Source organism: Pseudomonas sp. MIL9 (genome assembly GCF_016887925.1).
Taxonomy (GTDB): Bacteria; Pseudomonadota; Gammaproteobacteria; order Pseudomonadales; family Pseudomonadaceae; genus Aquipseudomonas; species Aquipseudomonas mohnii.
This window is the reverse complement of record NZ_JAFEHE010000034.1, coordinates 60,107-76,818: the sequence shown is the minus strand read 5'-3', so window position 1 is coordinate 76,818 and position 16,712 is coordinate 60,107. Positions and strand designations below refer to the sequence as shown.

The 16,712-nt window shown below is 61.6% G+C and carries 13 protein-coding genes, 1 tRNA gene and 1 pseudogene; 5 read left to right on the top strand and 10 right to left on the bottom strand.

The window, feature by feature from the left end:
- Positions 1-78: 78 nt before the first annotated feature.
- The 3 genes and pseudogenes from JQF37_RS29250 to JQF37_RS29240 all read right to left on the bottom strand — a co-directional run.
- Positions 79-1,224: pseudogene (locus tag JQF37_RS29250) on the bottom strand (ShlB/FhaC/HecB family hemolysin secretion/activation protein); the annotation flags it as partial.
- A gap of 316 nt (positions 1,225-1,540) precedes the next feature.
- Entirely contained in the window at positions 1,541-2,173 is a 633-nt protein-coding gene (locus JQF37_RS29245; protein ID WP_130210530.1) for a PQQ-binding-like beta-propeller repeat protein, read from the bottom strand.
- A gap of 35 nt (positions 2,174-2,208) precedes the next feature.
- Entirely contained in the window at positions 2,209-3,429 is a 1,221-nt protein-coding gene (locus JQF37_RS29240; RefSeq protein WP_130210528.1) for a helix-turn-helix domain-containing protein, read from the bottom strand.
- Between the two features lie 194 nt (positions 3,430-3,623).
- Here JQF37_RS29240 and JQF37_RS29235 point away from each other — a divergent pair, with 194 nt between their 5' ends.
- Both JQF37_RS29235 and JQF37_RS29230 read left to right on the top strand, forming a co-directional pair.
- Entirely contained in the window at positions 3,624-3,908 is a 285-nt protein-coding gene (locus JQF37_RS29235; RefSeq protein WP_130210526.1) for a Rho-binding antiterminator, read from the top strand.
- Between the two features lie 86 nt (positions 3,909-3,994).
- Positions 3,995-4,807: a transporter gene (locus JQF37_RS29230; RefSeq protein WP_223272717.1), complete on the top strand. Its 813-nt coding sequence runs from the start codon at positions 3,995-3,997 to the stop codon at positions 4,805-4,807.
- Positions 4,808-4,900: 93 nt separating this feature from the next.
- Here the strand turns inward: JQF37_RS29230 and JQF37_RS29225 are convergent, their stop codons facing one another.
- Positions 4,901-6,001: a polyamine ABC transporter substrate-binding protein gene (locus tag JQF37_RS29225; RefSeq protein ID WP_130210522.1), complete on the bottom strand. Its 1,101-nt coding sequence runs from the start codon at positions 5,999-6,001 to the stop codon at positions 4,901-4,903.
- 353 nt (positions 6,002-6,354) lie between these two features.
- Positions 6,355-6,429, bottom strand: a tRNA-Gln gene (locus JQF37_RS29220).
- A gap of 349 nt (positions 6,430-6,778) precedes the next feature.
- Between JQF37_RS29220 and JQF37_RS29215 the strand changes: the two genes are divergently transcribed.
- Positions 6,779-7,846, top strand: coding sequence for an alpha/beta hydrolase (locus JQF37_RS29215; protein WP_130210520.1), 1,068 nt, complete (start codon positions 6,779-6,781; stop codon positions 7,844-7,846).
- Positions 7,847-8,388: 542 nt separating this feature from the next.
- On the opposite strand, the gene JQF37_RS29210 is transcribed toward JQF37_RS29215, so the two are convergent.
- Positions 8,389-9,324: a Ppx/GppA family phosphatase gene (locus tag JQF37_RS29210; RefSeq protein ID WP_198132032.1), complete on the bottom strand. Its 936-nt coding sequence runs from the start codon at positions 9,322-9,324 to the stop codon at positions 8,389-8,391.
- 185 nt (positions 9,325-9,509) lie between these two features.
- Here JQF37_RS29210 and ppk2 point away from each other — a divergent pair, with 185 nt between their 5' ends.
- Both ppk2 and JQF37_RS29200 read left to right on the top strand, forming a co-directional pair.
- Complete coding sequence (gene ppk2, locus JQF37_RS29205; RefSeq protein ID WP_130210514.1) at positions 9,510-10,427, top strand: polyphosphate kinase 2; 918 nt, start codon at positions 9,510-9,512, stop codon at positions 10,425-10,427.
- 307 nt (positions 10,428-10,734) lie between these two features.
- On the top strand, positions 10,735-12,447 hold the full coding sequence (locus JQF37_RS29200) for an amidase (RefSeq protein WP_130210512.1): 1,713 nt from the start codon (positions 10,735-10,737) through the stop codon (positions 12,445-12,447).
- Between the two features lie 106 nt (positions 12,448-12,553).
- On the opposite strand, the gene JQF37_RS29195 is transcribed toward JQF37_RS29200, so the two are convergent.
- The 4 genes from JQF37_RS29195 to JQF37_RS29180 form a co-directional block, all read right to left on the bottom strand.
- Positions 12,554-13,456: a transporter gene (locus JQF37_RS29195; RefSeq protein WP_130210510.1), complete on the bottom strand. Its 903-nt coding sequence runs from the start codon at positions 13,454-13,456 to the stop codon at positions 12,554-12,556.
- 127 nt (positions 13,457-13,583) lie between these two features.
- Positions 13,584-14,645, bottom strand: coding sequence for a phenol 2-monooxygenase domain-containing protein (locus tag JQF37_RS29190; RefSeq protein ID WP_130210508.1), 1,062 nt, complete (start codon positions 14,643-14,645; stop codon positions 13,584-13,586).
- 10 nt (positions 14,646-14,655) lie between these two features.
- A complete protein-coding gene (locus JQF37_RS29185; protein WP_130210506.1) occupies positions 14,656-15,015 on the bottom strand; it encodes a phenol hydroxylase subunit P4 in 360 nt (119 codons plus the stop codon).
- A 130-nt stretch (positions 15,016-15,145) separates the two neighbouring features.
- Positions 15,146-16,702 (bottom strand): aromatic/alkene/methane monooxygenase hydroxylase/oxygenase subunit alpha, encoded by a 1,557-nt coding sequence (locus JQF37_RS29180; protein WP_130210504.1) that lies wholly within the window; start codon positions 16,700-16,702, stop codon positions 15,146-15,148.
- Positions 16,703-16,712 lie beyond the last annotated feature (10 nt).

Genomic DNA, 16,712 nt, shown 5'->3' with positions numbered 1-16,712 from the left:
ATGTGTTTGCTCGCACGAACATCATCAATCAAATCGGCGTTCTTGTTTCTGTGTTTCCCGGGATTCCGTGAAGAACCTAATAAAAGCGCTGCCGACCCGACGTCCATGGTTGATGCCGTACTGCATTTCGCTGATGCGGTTGCTGCTCAGCTTGAGCTTGCTGTCTTCGATGAAGTTATTGGTGCGCAGGTAGGACAAGCCGGCGTTGAGCGAGGTCTTGCTCACCGCATCGCGATGGATCACTCGCTCGGCGCGCAGTTGATGGTTCTCGCTGTCGCCGGTCTGCTTGAAGTTGTAACCATTGGCAGCGATCTGCGAGCGGTACTCGCTCTGGCTGTAGATGTAACTGAAGTTCCACCAGCCCCAAGGCACGTTGTAATAGAGCATCGCGTTGCTGGAGGTGTGCTGGTGATCGGTCATTGCATCGTGACCGCCGCGCAGCATCAGTTGATCGGCCAGGCCCAGCGGACTGTCCCAGTCAAAGGTAGTGCCCCATTGCTGCTCACCGGTGCTGCGCTGGCCGTCATTGCTGCGGGACAACCCGGCACGCCACGGCTTCTGCGGGGTGTTCTTGACCAACACTTCGCTGCCACCGACGTTCTTGCCTGGGGACAATTCCATCTGCGCCTGATTCGATGGCAAGCGGTTCAGTTGATCCACCATCTGCTCGATTTCCCGCAGATTGACCAGATCACCGCGCTTACCGGGGAAAGCCATCCCCAGTTCCCGCTCCGACAGCTGGCTGCCCTGCGCGCCCTTCAACCCTTCGAGCCGGCCCTCGACCACCAGCACTTTCAGATGCCCGCCGGACAGATCCTGCTGCGGCAGGTAGGCGCGACTGGTGACCAGGCCTTTTTCGATGTAGTGGTCGGTGATGACCTTGAGCAGCTCATTGAGCTGCGCAACGCCCAGGCACTGGCCGATGTACGGCTTGAGCAAACGCTCGCGCTCGGCAGCGGACAGGCTGTCGGCACCCTTGAGTTCGATGTCCTTGATGGGGAAACAACGGGCGTCGGCCGGGGCTGCCGGTTGAACCGGCTTGGCGGGCTTGCCCGGCAACTCCTTGAGCTCATCAAGGCGCCGGCGCTGCTCTTCAAGCAAGCGATCCTGACGCTCACGGATCAGGTCGGTATCACCGGGAGTGGGAGCGGCATGGACGGTATTGAGTGGAGAAAGGCATAGCAAAGCCAGGCCCAACCTCGCCACAAGGGCGGGTGGTTGCATGTTCGATCCCTCGAAACGGTAAGTGATGGCGCAATAGTGGCCTAATGCTAATTAGCCAGCATTCAGGCGTCAATTCTCCGTTAGTCTCGAACACTCCAATCAATCACCCTCACCACAAAAACCGGACGGCTCCGGCGCTTCGGCGGGAAATCTCCTGGAACAATGTCGGAAGAAGCACAAAAGGCAGGACGCCTTTAAACACCCATTCATTCGCTGGCGCCCAGACGCTCGAGGACTATTCACCGTCCGAGGACGAGTGGGTACGAAACAGCAGACTCACACCCACGATTGCCCTGACCCGGAGCAGACTCGAGCATCATGAAGGCCGGCGCACCACCCTCACCTTCCCGCTCATGCCTCCGCCGCAAAAGAACCGCGCGCCACCATCGGACTCCAGCCCCGACACGCCGATACCGGCCGGCATCTTCAGGCTTTCGAGGACCTCCCCCGAGTGCGGATCGATGCGGCGCAGTTCGCTCTCTTCGGCTTCCCAGGTGCCGTGCCACAGGTCGCCTTCAACCCAGGTCACGCCAGTGACGAATCGGTTGGACTCGATGGTGCGCAGAATCGCGCCGTTCTCGGGGTCGATCTGGTGGATTTTCCGCGCCTGATACTGCCCCACCCACAACGTGCCTTCGGCCCAGGTCAGGCCCGAGTCGTTGCCACCACCGGGGGCCGGGATGGTGCTGAGTATCCGGCCGGTGCGCGGGTCGATTTTCTGGATGCGGTCTTCGGCAATCTGGAACAGGTGCTCACCGTCGAAGGCGGTGCCGGCGTGGGCGGCAACGTCGATCGAGCGCAGGGTCTTGCCCGTGTCGGGGTCGAGGGCGTTGATTTTTTCTCCGCTGGCAAACCATACCTGCTGACCGTCCCAGGTCAGGCCATGCACCTTGTCGACATCGGCAAAAGGACCATATTCACGGAGGATTTCGGCGGCTGACTGTTTCATGAGGGTGTTCCTCGCTAGGGGTTGTGGCGTTCATCCTAGCCACCGGGCAGCGGACCGGGGAGTAACAAGGTCGTCGCGAAACCGGGCACCGGCGGGGTCATCCAGCGTCGTGCCCGGCCGTGACCAAACGACTGCACTTTGCCTGCCATGGCCAGTGTGTCGAGTGCCCTTTGCACACTGCGCTGACTGTTGCCCAGCGCCAATGCCAGGGCCGAGCTCGACCAGGCCTCACCGTCGGCGAGCAAGGCAAACACCGCCGCATGCTTCGCTTCGACCGGTGGCACGAGCAACACCACATCGGTGGAAACCTGGGGGACCAGGGCAAATCCGCGTTTGCTGGCGGTCACGCTGGCCAGGGGTTTGAGTGCCGCGCGCAGGCGCCCGATTTCCACGCGCAATCGGGCGCGATGGGATTCATCGCTGAGCTTCAGGCGAAAGGCCTTGGCGATCAGTGTTTCCCGCGACACGTCAGCCGGCCAGGCTTCGGCGAGGGTTCGTACCAGGGTGAAGAGGATCGGGCGCGTGGCCAGGGAAACCGACATGTCCGCACCGCGCACGACAGAGCGGCAAGCGTCCACGACCAGCGACGTCGAAGCCAGCAGCGCTTGCACTTCGTCGAGCAACAGGGGGCGTACTTCGCCCTGGGCGATCAAGCACGCGGCAGGACTGCTCAGAATCAGCGTCGCGCTTTCCACTTCCGCGTACAGCGCAGGAATGCCGGACTGGCGGGCGGCGAGTTCTGCCCTGACGAGCGCCGACCGTGCGGCTTGGGAATGCAGACGCCGCATCGCAATCCCCGCCACCACCAGTTCATGGGTGGCCCGTAGCGCGGGAGGCAGGATGGCCGGATCGAGGTCGGCGAGCAATGCCTGCGCCTCGTCGAGCTGCCCGATCAGCAGCAAGCGGCGGATCTGCAGATAGCGCGCATGGGCCGCGTTGACGGAATCACCGTGAGCCACCAGCGTGACCCGCGCGGCGTCGAGCGCCTTCACCGGCCAGCCAAGCTCCCGCGAGGCCAGGGCGATCTCGGCTTCAGCGACCACACAGCGCGCCCGCGCCACCGCCTCTTTCGGCCCGAAGGCCCGCGCCGCCCTGCGCACCAGTGCCTTGGCCCGCGCCAGATCGCCCAGTTGCGCCATGGCGATACCGCGCAGCGCCAGCGCCGGCGCATCCTCACGCAACGCCACCCGGTTCAGCGCGCCGAGCGGGTCACCCGCCGCCAGCGCCTGCGCTGCGGCGGTGATCAGCGAGTCCATTGCCATCCTGCCACACGTATCACTCCTGCGTTCAGAAGACCCGGGTTGAGTCTATCTCACGGCACAGTCCTGTAAGAGCCAGCCTGCTGGCGATGGACTCCAGTACGCCGCGTTTATCCAGACCACACGCGTTATCGTTACTGACTCACCCTGTCTATGCTCAATCGAACCGCAACGTTGCCAGGAGAATCGACATGAACGAATACCAGCCCATGAGTTGCGACCTCTATGACTATCTGGAAATCGCCTGCATGCGCGGTTATCGACTGGATATCGAGTTGAAGGACGGCGCACGCCTGGTCGCCAGGGCGCTGACCACGCGCACCTCGAGCGAGAAGGAAGAGTTCATCCTCCTCGAAACGGACGACGGTCAACAGGAGATTCGCCTGGACCAATTGCTGGCCATCACCCCCCTCGATGCCAACGCGCAGTTCGGGCGGGTGGTGTTCTCGGATGCAGTCTGCACGTTCCAGGGTTGAACGGTCGCAAGCGACAGGCGGCGGCTTCAGGCGGCCAAAAAGGCTTGTGCAAGGCTCACCCGGATAATTGCCAACAAGGAATGAACATGTCACGAGTACAACTCACGCTGTTCTGGACCCTGGTGGCCTCGACGCACAGTGGCTTGAGCCTGGCTGACGATTCGGCAGAGCTGGCCAAACAGGCACTCAACCCGGTCGCGGCGATGTACAGCCTGCCCGTGCAATACAACTGGGATCAGAAGCTGGGGCCCACGGGCGACGGCATGCACAGTGTCACCAATATTCAGCCGGTGCTGCCGTTCAGTCTGAATGACGACTGGAACCTGATCTCGCGCACAATCCTGCCGGTCATCGACCAGCATGGCCTGGCACCCAATGGCGCGGCAGACCAGTCAGGTATCGGTGATGTGACCCAGAGCTTTTTCTTTTCGCCGAAGAAACCCACCGACAGCGGCTGGATACTCGGTGTGGGCCCTGCGCTGCTGATTCCCACCGGCAGCGACAAGCTGCTGAGCAGCAAGCAATGGGGCCTCGGGCCGACAGCGGTCGCGCTCAAACAATCGAATGGCTGGACCCGTGGCATTCTCGCCAACCATATCTGGGGCCTGGAAGACAGTCCGCCGGATAACAAGGACAAGGTCAACCAGACCTTCCTCCAGCCGTTCCTTTCATACACCACCCAGACCTACACCACGTACGGGGTCAACACCGAGTCGACCTACGACTGGCAAACCCGGCAATGGTCGGTGCCGATCAACTTGACCGTCACTCAACTGCTGAGAATCGGTGGCCAGCCGCTGACGATCCAGGCCGGGCCACGTTATTGGCTCGACAGTCCGGAAGACGGGGCTCAAGGCTGGGGCTTTCGCGCGGCGGTGACCTTGCTGTTTCCGCGCTGACGCCTCGCAAAAACACCCCAATCACCGGACTCGAACGCCCCACGCCGGCAGGTAAATGAGGGAGCGCGCCGGCTCGCTCCCACCGTGGCTCGGCTACTTGTCCGACTTGATGCTGGTCCAGACCCGAGTGCGCACCCGCTCAAGCTTTTGCGACAGAGGTTGCAAGACGTACAGGGTTTTCAGGGCTTCGGAGGTGGGCGTCAGGTTGGGGTTGCCGGTGATGTCCTTGTTGATCAGGGCAATCGAATCCTTGTTGGCATTTGGATAGCCGAGGAAGTCGCTGATCGGGGCGATGACTTTCGGGTCCAGCAAGGTGTTGAGAAATTCGTGGGCTTCCTCGACGTTCTTCGCGCTTTTAGGAATGGCGAAGGTATCGAACCAGATCGGCGCGCCCTCCTTCGGCAAGCGCCAATCGACGACCACGCCGTTGCCCGCCTCCTTGGCACGATTACCGAACTGGTAGAAGCTGCCGGAGTAACCGATGGCCACGCAAATGTCACCGTTGGCGATGTCGGTCATGTACTTGGCGGAGTTGAAGTAGGTGACGTAAGGCCGGATCTTCAACATGAGGGCCTTGGCTTTTTCGTAGTCGTCCGGGTTCTGGCTGTTCGGGTCCAGCCCCAGGTAATGCAGGGCCAGGGGCAGGATTTCCGACGGCGAGTCGAGCATCGCCACGCCGCAGGACTTGAGCTTTTTCATGTTCTCGGGCTTGAACACCAGATCCCAACTGTCCACCGGCGCGTTCTCACCCAACGCGGCCTTGACCTTGGCCGGGTTGAAACCGATCAGTACGGTGCCGTACATGTAGGGCACGCCGTACTGGTTGCCGGGGTCGTTCTTGTCCAACAGCTTGAGCAACGCCGGGTCCTGATGGCTCCAGTTGGGCAGCTTGGACTTGTCCAGCTTCTGGAACACCCCGGCCTTGATCTGGGTTTCGATGAACTGGTTCGACGGCACCACCAGGTCGTACCCGGAGTTGCCGGTCAGCAGCTTGGCTTCCAGGGACTCGTTGGTGTCGAAGGTGTCCCAGGTGACTTTGATGCCGCTTTGCGCGGCGAAGTCCTTGGGCACGGACGGCAGGATGTAGTCCGCCCAGTTGTACACCCTCAACTCGCGCTGTTCGGCGTGCACGGCGCTGGCCAGCAACGTCAGCCCACAAACCGTGGCGCCCAAAATGCGTTTCATAGTGTCCATGGATCAGTTCCCCAATGTCAGCTCTGGTTTTTATGTTTTGAGACGGCAGTGGCCCGCAAATAGCCAAGGGCAAGGAAGATCAAAGATTCTGGTTATGGATTCGAGGGGCGCCGGGTCGGCAGCCTGGCTCCGATTCTTGCTGACAGGCTGGACGCTTCATAGCGTGGCATTGGCCAAAAGGGGATCGTAATGGCCATTATCGGTGGCCGCAGGGAAACGAAGGATGGCCAGAGGAGGGTTTTGTCGCGGACAAAAAAAACGCCAGACCGATTCGGACTGGCGTTTTTTCATGATCATCCTCAACTCGCGCCTTGGCTGCTGACTGAGTTGTACCTGGATGAGCATCAGGAATATGGCAGGGGCGGCTGGATTCGAACCAACGCATGGCAGGATCAAAACCTGCTGCCTTACCGCTTGGCGACGCCCCTGTATCTGCAACTTAAAGGCCCGTGAGGCCCTGTGCGAGAGTGGGCGGAAATTTATCAACTTTCTTTGCACCTGTGAAGCCCAAACAGAAAATATTTGTTTGAAAACAGCCAGTTATTATTAAACAAGGTTAAACGCAACACCCTCGACGGTGTTTTTTGCCATTCCAGACAGAATGACCGGGTGCGCAATGATGTATCACAGTGTATCCGGGTGACATCGCGATACATCCGCTTGCATCTGGCCTGCCCACCGACACAGGCCAGATACATCGCCGCGCTCAAATGCAGGCAAGGTTTGAAGGGGATCATCCAGAACCCCTGACCAACGGCTTGCAACGGAGACATCCACATGACGATGGCACTGCGAAACCACGAAAACGGGAAGACCCGCCGTCACCTGGTCGGCGCGTCGCTCCTCGCCCTCAGCCTGTTCGGCGTGCTCGGCACGGCCCACGCGCAGTCGAGCGTCGCCGCTCAGCCAGCCGCGACCGATGCCAGTGCCACCTACGCCGCGCCCTCGCCGTTCGGCCCGCTCAAGCATGTCAACGCCGGGCTGCTGAACGTTGCGTATGCCGAAACGGGCCCGGCCGACGGACCGGTGGTGATTCTCCTGCACGGCTGGCCATACGACATTCACAGCTACGACGCGGTCGCCCCTTTGCTGGCCGCCAAGGGTTACCGCGTGCTGATGCCCTATGCACGGGGCTATGGCGATACGCATTTCCTGTCCGATAAAACCCTGCGCAATGGTCAACCGGCCGCGCTGGCCAGCGACGTCATCGACTTCATGGATGCGCTGAAGATCAAGCAAGCCGTGCTCGGTGGCTATGATTGGGGCGCGCGCTCGGCCGACATCGTCTCGGCGCTGTGGCCGGAACGGGTCAAGGCATTGGTGTCGGTCAGTGGCTATCTGATCGGCAACCAGGCGGCCGGCAAGAACCCGCTACCGCCCAAGGCTGAATTGCAGTGGTGGTACCAGTTTTACTTCACCACTGATCGCGGTCGTGCCGGTTACGAGAAAAACACCCACGATTTCGCCAAGTTGATCTGGCAAACGGCGTCGCCGAAATGGGCGTTTGACGACGCCACGTTCGACCGCAGCGCCAAGGCGCTGGAAAACCCGGACCATGTCGACATCACCGTATTCAACTACCGCTGGCGCCTGGGGCTGGTTCAAGGCGAATCCCGCTACGAAGCCCTGGAGCAGAAGCTGGCCACCGCGCCGTCCATCGGCGTGCCGACCATCACCCTGGAAGGCGATGCCAACGGCGCGCCCCACCCTGCCCCCGAGGATTACGCCAAGCGCTTTACCGGCAAGTACGAGTTCCGCCTGATCAACGGCGGCATCGGCCACAACCTGCCGCAGGAAGATCCGCAAGCGTTCGCCAGGGCCGTGATCGATGCCGATCATCTTTGAGGGCACGCCTGTATGGGTGGGTGGGGTTGTGTTACGTGTAGGAGCCAGCCTGCTGGCGATGGTCTCAAGTACGCCGCGTTTATCCAGATCATGCGAGTCATCGTTAACGACCATCGCTGGCGAGCCGGCTCCTACAGTTGATCTGTGTCGCGCCACAAATATGTGAGCATCCTCAACCCCTGTAGGAGCCAGCCTGCTGGCGATGGACCCAAGTACGCCGCGTTATCCAGGTCATGCGAGTCATCGTTAACGACCATCGCTGGCAAGCTGTATCGCGCCACAAATATGTGAGCATCCTCAACCCCTGTAGGAGCCAGCCTGCTGGCGATGGACTCAAGTACGCCGCGTTTATCCGGGTAATTCGAGTCATCGTTAACGGCCATCGCTGGCAAGCTGTATCGCGCCACAAATATGTGAGCATCCTCAACCCCTGTAGGAGCCAGCCTGCTGGCGATGGTCTCAAGTACGCCGCGTTTATCCGAAACGACCATCGCTGCGATGCGGCGACCCGACAGGCCGGCTCCCACAGGGGATCGAGGTGATCAGTGTCTGGACATCAGCCCATGCAGCACACCAAACCTCAACCCTGGCTCGGACGGCGTCATGTGTGAGACACCAAACACCTTGAACGCCGCCAGCATGACCACCAGACCACCCGGCAGGATGCTCAAACGATGAGCCTGTAAACCCGCCAGCTTGAGCTGCTTGACATGCCCGACTTCCAGCAGGCGCAACGACAGGCGCAAGAGACCGCCATAGGTCACGCCGCTTTGACCGTCGTCGTTCAGTCCGTTGGCCTTGAGCACTTTGGCCAGCATCCGTGCCGTGCCTGAAGAGCCGATGACCTGCTGCCAACCCTTGGCACGGTAACGGCGCGCCACCCTTTCGAATTGCAGGGTGGCGACACGCTCGGCTTCCAGCAACGCCCGTGCGCTGATCGCGCCTCCCGGAAAGTAACGCGCGCCCACGGTGCCGCTGCCAACGGCAACGCTCTCGGTGAGTAATGGCTGTGCGCCCTGACCCAGGATCAGTTCGGTCGAACCGCCGCCGATATCCACCACCAGGCGCATGCGCTGGGTATCAGGAAGGGTATGGGCGACGCCGGCGTACACCAGCTGGGCCTCTTCGTGCCCGGAAATGACATCAATGCGAAACCCGAGGTGCCGCTCTGCGCTGGCCAGAAACAAGGGGGCGTTGTCGGCTTGGCGAACCGCGCTGGTCGCCACCGCCCGCACTCGCCCGGCCTCGAAGCCACGCAGTTTTTTGCCGAAGCGCGCGAGCGCCTGCCAGCCTCGGTCCAGCGCCAGTTCGTCGAGCGCGCCGCCCTGGAAACCCTCGGCCAAACGAACGGGCTCGCGCAGGGTTTTCACTTCCTGGATCATCAATTGCTGATTGCGCGTGACCGACTGGCCGATCATCAGGCGAAACGCATTGGAGCCCAGATCAATAGCGGCAAAGAGTGAGGCATCGCCTTTCATGGTGGGGGTTCCCTGGCAAATTCGACAGCCCGTGGGCCGCTCAACGCGGAGTGCGAAGATGTTGCCACGGGCTCGGTGACAGTCAGATGACACCGGGATTATTTTCTGCTGAATCCCGTCGTCACCAGGCCGTCACATCCCCAGGGCTAGCATCGGCACTTCCACCTTCGTCGGGAGTTCCCATCATGCTTTTGACCAACGACACCTTGATGCAACGCATTCATCGCGAGCTGCTCGATCACAGTGACGAAGAACTGGAACTGGAACTGATGGAGGACGGACACGACCTCAATGCGCTGTTTGACGATCACCTCAGCGACACCCCCGAAAAGCAAGAGCGGCGACGCTATTTCAGCGAGCTGTTCCGCCTGCAGGGCGAACTGGTGAAGTTACAGAGCTGGGTCGTGAAAACCGGCCACAAGGTGGTGATCCTGTTCGAAGGCCGCGACGCCGCCGGCAAAGGGGGCGTGATCAAGCGCATTACCCAGCGACTCAATCCTCGCGTGTGCCGGGTGGCCGCCCTGCCCGCCCCCAACGACCGCGAACGCACCCAGTGGTACTTTCAGCGTTACGTCTCACACCTGCCGGCCGCGGGTGAAATCGTCCTGTTCGACCGCAGCTGGTACAACCGCGCCGGGGTTGAACAGGTCATGGGGTTCTGCAACGCCGACCAGTACGAAGAGTTCTTCCGCACCGTGCCGGAGTTCGAGCGCATGCTCGCCCGCTCCGGGATCCAGCTGATCAAATACTGGTTCTCGATCTCCGATCAGGAACAGCACCTGCGCTTTCTCAGCCGCATTCACGACCCGCTCAAGCAATGGAAACTCAGCCCCATGGACCTGGAATCCCGCCGGCGCTGGGAGGCCTACACCAAGGCCAAGGAAATCATGCTCGAACGCACCCACATCGCCGAAGCGCCCTGGTGGGTGGTGCAAGCCGACGACAAGAAAAAGGCCCGACTCAACTGCATCCACCACCTGCTCGGGCAAATGCCCTATGAAGAAGTGGAAATGCCGGCCATCGAACTGCCTGAACGCGTGCGCCAGGAAGACTACTCGCGCAATCCCACGCCGCCGGAAATCATCGTGCCTCAGGTGTACTAGGCGCTGCTCCACCCACGCTCGACCCCATAATGCGTGCTGTTTTTTCTGCTGCCTCCCAAGGCAGCTTTTTTTTGCCTGATACCTGGTCATCCCCAGACGTTGCCGAGTCCGGAGCGATAGCGATTGCCCTCCCCCCGACTTGGTGCAAAATACAGCGCTCAGCCATAAAAACAGCCCGCGTCGCGGAACGCCGTGCAACGAGAACCGATATGAACACCCATTTTCAGAAAAGCGATGTCGCTGTGTCCAAGACCTTGTGTGATGGCCGCCATTACCGAGTCGCCCGTCAGCAAGCGGCGGTGGCAGCATGATTGAGGTCACTGAAGTTTCCATCGCCCGACTGCGTGCTGCGCTGGAGTCCGGCCAGACCACGGCGGTTGAGCTGGTCCAGGCCTATCTCGCGCGGATCGATGCGTACGATGGCACCGACACGCCCACCGCCCTCAATGCGGTGGTGGTGCGCAACCCTGAAGCGCTCGCTGAAGCGCAGGCCTCCGATGCCCGTCGGGCCAAGGGCCAGACGTTGGGTCCGCTCGATGGCATTCCCTACACGGCCAAGGACAGTTATCTGGTCAAGGGACTCACGGCGGCTTCGGGCAGCCCGGCCTTCAAGGACCTGATTGCCTATCGCGACGCGTTTACCATCGAGCGTCTGCGTGCCGCCGGGGCGATCTGCCTGGGCAAGACCAACATGCCACCGATGGCCAATGGCGGCATGCAGCGTGGCGTCTATGGCCGTGCCGAGAGCCCGTACAACGCCGACTACCTCACCGCCCCTTTCGCCTCCGGTTCGTCGAACGGCGCCGGCACGGCCACCGCTGCCAGCTTCGCCGCCTTCGGCCTTGCCGAAGAAACCTGGTCGAGTGGCCGTGGCCCGGCGTCGAACAACGGTTTGTGCGCCTATACCCCTTCACGCGGGGTGATTTCGGTGCGCGGCAACTGGCCGTTGACGCCGACCATGGACGTGGTCGTGCCGTTCGCCAGAACCATGGCCGACCTGCTTGAGGTCCTCGACGTGGTGGTGGCGCAAGATCCCGACACCCGTGGCGATCTGTGGCGCCTGCAACCCTGGGTGCCGATTCCGAGCGTTGCCTCGGTGCGTCCGGCTTCCTATCTGGAGCTTGCCGTAAAGTCCGATTCGCTGGCGGGCAAGCGTTTCGGTGTGCCGCGCATGTACATCAACGCCGATGCCGAAGCCGGCACCAGCGATGCACCGGGTATCGGCGGGCCGACCGGGCAACGCATCATCACCCGTGACTCGGTCATCGGGCTGTGGCAGCAAGCGCGCAAGGCCCTGGAAGCCGCTGGTGCCGAAGTGCTCGAAGTGGATTTCCCGCTGGTTTCCAATTGCGAAGGTGATCGTCCCGGTGCGCCGACCGTGTTCAACCGCGGCATCGTCTCCAAAGAGTTCCTGCACCACGAACTGTGGGACCTGACGGCCTGGGCCTTCGATGATTTCCTGCAAGCCAACGGCGACCCGAAACTCAACCGCCTGGTCGACGTCGACGGGCCGCTGATTTTCCCGCACGACCCGGGCACGCTGCCCAACCGCGAGGGCGACCTGGCCGCCGGCATGGACGAATACGTGAAGATGGCCGAGCGCGGCATTACGCCGTGGGGCCAGATCAGCACCGTGCCTGACGGCCTGCGTGGTCTTGAACAGACCCGACGCATCGACCTCGAAGAATGGATGGATCGCCTGGGGCTCGACGCGGTGCTGTTCCCGACCGTCGCCGATGTGGCGCCGGCCAATGCCGATGTCGACCCGCAGTCGGCGGATATCGCCTGGAGCAACGGCATCTGGGTGGCCAACGGCAACCTCGCCATCCGCCACCTGGGCGTGCCGACGGTCACCGTACCGATGGGTGTGATGCCCGACATCGGCATGCCGGTCGGCCTGACCTTCGCCGGTCGCGCCTATGACGATTCGGCCCTGCTGCGTTTTGCTTCGGCGTTCGAGTCGACCGGGTCCAAGCGCCTGATCCCGCCACGCACGCCGCCGCTGTCCGCAGAAAAATAAAGGGTGGGAGCGAGCCTGCTCGCGATGGCGTAATGTCAGTCGATGATGCCTGTCGGCCATACATCCGTCATCGCGAGCAGGCTCGCTCCCACAGAGTTGTACCCTGTCAGAACGGCACGGTCAGCTTCATCCAGTACGCATTGCCCTGCGCCCGGTTGCGCACTTCGGTTTCCTGCTCCCACTTCCCGGTGACAAACCAGCCCTCCTTGCTGGTGTATTTGATCGACGGCCCGATGGCCAGCGCCCGGCCCTTGTTGTCTTTGATCGTCTCGCCGTTCTGACGGTCATCGGTGGTCTGCCGGTAGTAGTAGCCACCGACACCCAACACCCAGCCATTACCCAGGCCCCAGCCCACGGCATAGTCGACGTGAAACTCCTGCCCCGAACGGTAGTTGGTCGCCGGGTTCTCGCGGTTGAAGTCGTACATCACCTTGGCGTCGAGGTTGAGCCCGCTCGGGTCGACGTAGGACATGGCGTAGACCGGTTCAATCACCCAGTAGTTACGCCCGGTGTTGGCCAGGTCACCCCGGTCGTAGCGCCCGGTGGGGGCGATCATGTCCAGGGCGAGGATGCTGTGGAATTTCTCGCTGTGGTGAAAGCCCAGTGCCGGTCCGAAGATCACGTCCCCCAGGCCTTGTTTGCTTTGCGACTGACCGTTGAGTTCGACCTTGAGGTCCACCAGCGGGACGATCGCGTGCAGCGCCACGCTGGCGCCGAACAGGGTGTAGTCGCTGACCCAGATCAGCCGTGGCGTGATGGCGTTGGCGCGTACGCGAAAATCCACCGGGAGTTTCTTGCCGTCGTTGCCGCGCAGGTTGTCGGCCTCATAGTGATTGACGAAAAGTTGCCCGTAGAAACCCGGTGGCGGCATCGCCCCGGACATGTAGTTTTCCGCGCCCAAGGGGTAGGACGTTCCTCCGCCTTCGGTGGCGTGCACCGGGACAGAGAGCGCCGCGCTGACGCTGGCAAGGGTGGAGATCACGAGCAGTTTGTTTGTTCTGCGAGTCATTCGTTTCAACCTTTATTGTTGTTATCGGTCGGGCACGCCCTGCCCGCTCGTAGGGTGTCGAGAAGGCAGGTTCCATTGCTGGCTGGAGCGAGCAAGCTCGCTCCCACTGTGGATCGTGGGGGCTGTCTTAAATGCGGTTGAACAAAGCCGAACGCTGGGTTTGCTCACTGCCGTCGGCGGCGCTGTAGAAGCGCTCCATGAAGATGTCGCGTTCGAACAACCGCCCCTGCATCAGGCAGGTGATGGCCGAGTCGATCATCACCGGCGGCCCGCACAGGTAAGCCTTGCGGCTGCTGAAGCGCCCATCGAAATGCTGCTTCGCGGCGTCATGCACGTAGCCCTTGAACCCCGTCCAGTCGGAGTCCTCGTCCGCCTGGCTGAGCGCCGGCACATAGGTGAAGTTGGCGTGCTCCCGGGCCAGCGCCTCGAACAGTTCGCGGTTGTAGAGTTCGGTGCGGTTGCGCGCGCCCTGGAACAGTACGATCTGGCGGCTATCGCCGGCTTCCAGCAGGTCGAGAATCATCGACTGCGGGCTCGATAAACCGGAGCCGCCGGCGATGAAGATCAGGTCGCCGCTTTGCGAGGTGCGCACAAAAAACTGGCCGTAAGGTCCGGACAGATCCACCGTATCGCCGACCTTCAAGTCGTCGTGAATCTTGCCCGTGGCCAGGCCGCCGTCGACCCGCCGTATATGGAGTTCAACTTCATCGGCACGGCTCGGTGGATTGGCCAGGGAAAAGGCCCGCGCGCCTTCGATGCCGGGCAATTGCAGGTTGATGTACTGCCCCGCCTGAAAGGCCATGGGCCGGTCAAGCTTGAGGTGCACGCCCTTGATGGTCGGTGACAGGTCCACCAGCGCGCTGACCACTGCGCGGTAGTCCTCGACCGGATGCCCGAGGAAATCCGGGTCGGCATCGATATCGGCCTCGATCACCATGTCGCTCTGCGGAATCGCACAGCACGCCAGCACCTTGCCCTCATCGCGCTCCATATCCATCAGCGCAAAAGACGAGGCCGCGCCGAGGTCCGCCTCGCCTTCCAGCACCTGGACCTTGCAAGTGGCGCAGGTGCCATGACCGCAGGCAAACGGCAACCAGACGCCCTGACGCAACGCGGCCTGCAGGATGGTCTGGCCCTCTTCCACTTCGATCTGCTCGCCAGTGGGTTCGATGGTTACTTGGTAGCTCATCACCGTGTCCTCAGTTGAAGCTGCCGGCAATGCCGTTCAAGCCAGGGGTATCGAGGTGCAGCAGGCTCTTGTGGTCGATGCCATTGGCGATCAGGCTCGCGCCAGGGTCCGGCGTGAATGGCTGATCGTTGAGGCGCCAAAGGGCTTGGGCGAAATCGACCCGAGGCGCATCCGGGTGCCGGGAAATCGAGGGCTTGACCACCTGCTCGATGAAGTCGCTGAACGGCATCGCCGGGGGCAGCGGAAAGGTAAACGGCGCACAGAACATCAGGTGTCTTTCCCAGCACAGGTACACCAGTTGCAGGCCATGGAAATTTTCCTGGCGATCCAGGGCTTGGGCGTCGTAGGCGCCGATGGCAGTCACAGGCATGATCTTGTCCTTCTTATTGTCGGTTGATTGGTGGGAGCGGGCTTGCTCGCGAAGGCGGTGTGTCAGCCACGCAATGTCGAATGTGAAATCGCATTCGCGAGCAGGCTCGCTCCCACAGGAGTAAGCGGCGTCAGCTGGCCTTGAGCAGGTCCGGGTCGACCGGTGCCGCCGGGGCGCTGTTGCGATCGTTCGGGTGCCAGTCCTGCCAGCGCCGATGCTCGGTGGAACCCAGGTATTCGAAGTTGTCCTGGCCGGGATTGATGTTGTAGTAATCGCGCACCACCGATTCGACGTCCGCGCCACCGCAGTTGCCCTGCAGAATCTGATGCACCGGCAACCAGGCCTGGATGTACTTGGTCGGCTCGTATTCGAAGATGTCGCAGCAACCCTGGGAGCAAAAGTGATAGCGCTCGCCTTCGTGCTCGGCGCTGCGATGGCTGAGGGTGGTCTGGTCATCCGGCTCGCCGAACGACAGCGGGATCTGGCAGATCTGGCAGAGCATCGGCAAGGTCGGGTTGTAGAAACGCTCGCCCTTCTCCTGCAGCGCACGCCAGTGTTCGAAGCGTGGGCGATAGATCTTGTCGAAGGTGTCCGGGTACTTTTCCGAAAGCCAGTCCAGTTCCTCGTCGGTCGGCATCCAGGTGTGGAAGTTGGTCGCCTGGCTGTATTGATAGAAGATCGACCAGGCCTGATGGCTGACGTGATCCTTGGCGATGTTGGCCTCTTCGACGTGCTTGGGTGGGCGGATGCCGTAGCGCTCCAGGTCCTTGAACAGCGCACCGCCGGCCTCTTCGAAATACACGCCCCAGGCTTCGGACCAGGACATGACTTTGTTCGGCAGCATGTAGTCCATCATCATCCCCACCAGTGTCAGCAGGCGGTAGCCGCGCCAGAACCACTTGTCGATCCAGCGCTGGATGATCGGCACGTTGTCTTCGTGTTGCTCGAGCAGGAACTTGATCACTTCCAGGCCCAGGGTCATGTGCCGGGCTTCGTCGGACTGTGCGGAGAAGCCGAAGGTCACGGTGGCCATGTCGCCGTTGAACGCCGCGCCGGACATGAACGGCACGAACAGCAGGTTGGTCAGCACGTACTCGAACGAAAACGAAATCGCCGTGAGGAACTCGAACGGCCCGGCGGTGCGTGCATCTTCGAAGAACGACTTGGGCACCGAGAGGAACCACACGCGGTCGTGCATGTGCGCAAAGTCATGCAGGCCGTTGAAGTGCTTGTTGTAGTGGCTCATGGCGTGGATCTGGGTCTGCACGTGGCGCAGTTCGTCGATGGCCTGCATCTGGCAGGCGATTCGTGCACCGGCGCCGCTGAACTGCCGCCCGACCCGGGCGAAACCTTGATAGGCCTGGTATTCCAGCGGCGTGACACCGGACAGGAACAGCTTCAGCGCGTTGACGTAACGGGCGTCCGACAGCGTGGTATGGCCGTTGTTTTGCGAGAACGCATCGAAGATCGCGTAGAGCTTTTTCTCTTTCTCGGCCTGGTACTTCCAGTAGGTGTCCATGGTCAGGCGGAACGGGTCCTCCCACTTGTCCCAGTCGGTGATCTTGATTCCTTCGAAACGCTCATGGGGGTAGATGTCCTCGTGGGTCTGGTAGCTCGGCTCCCAGTCCAGGTCACGGGTCATGCAGCGGTATTTTTCTTTGGCATTAAGGCGTTTTTTCACGGCCATGATGGCACTC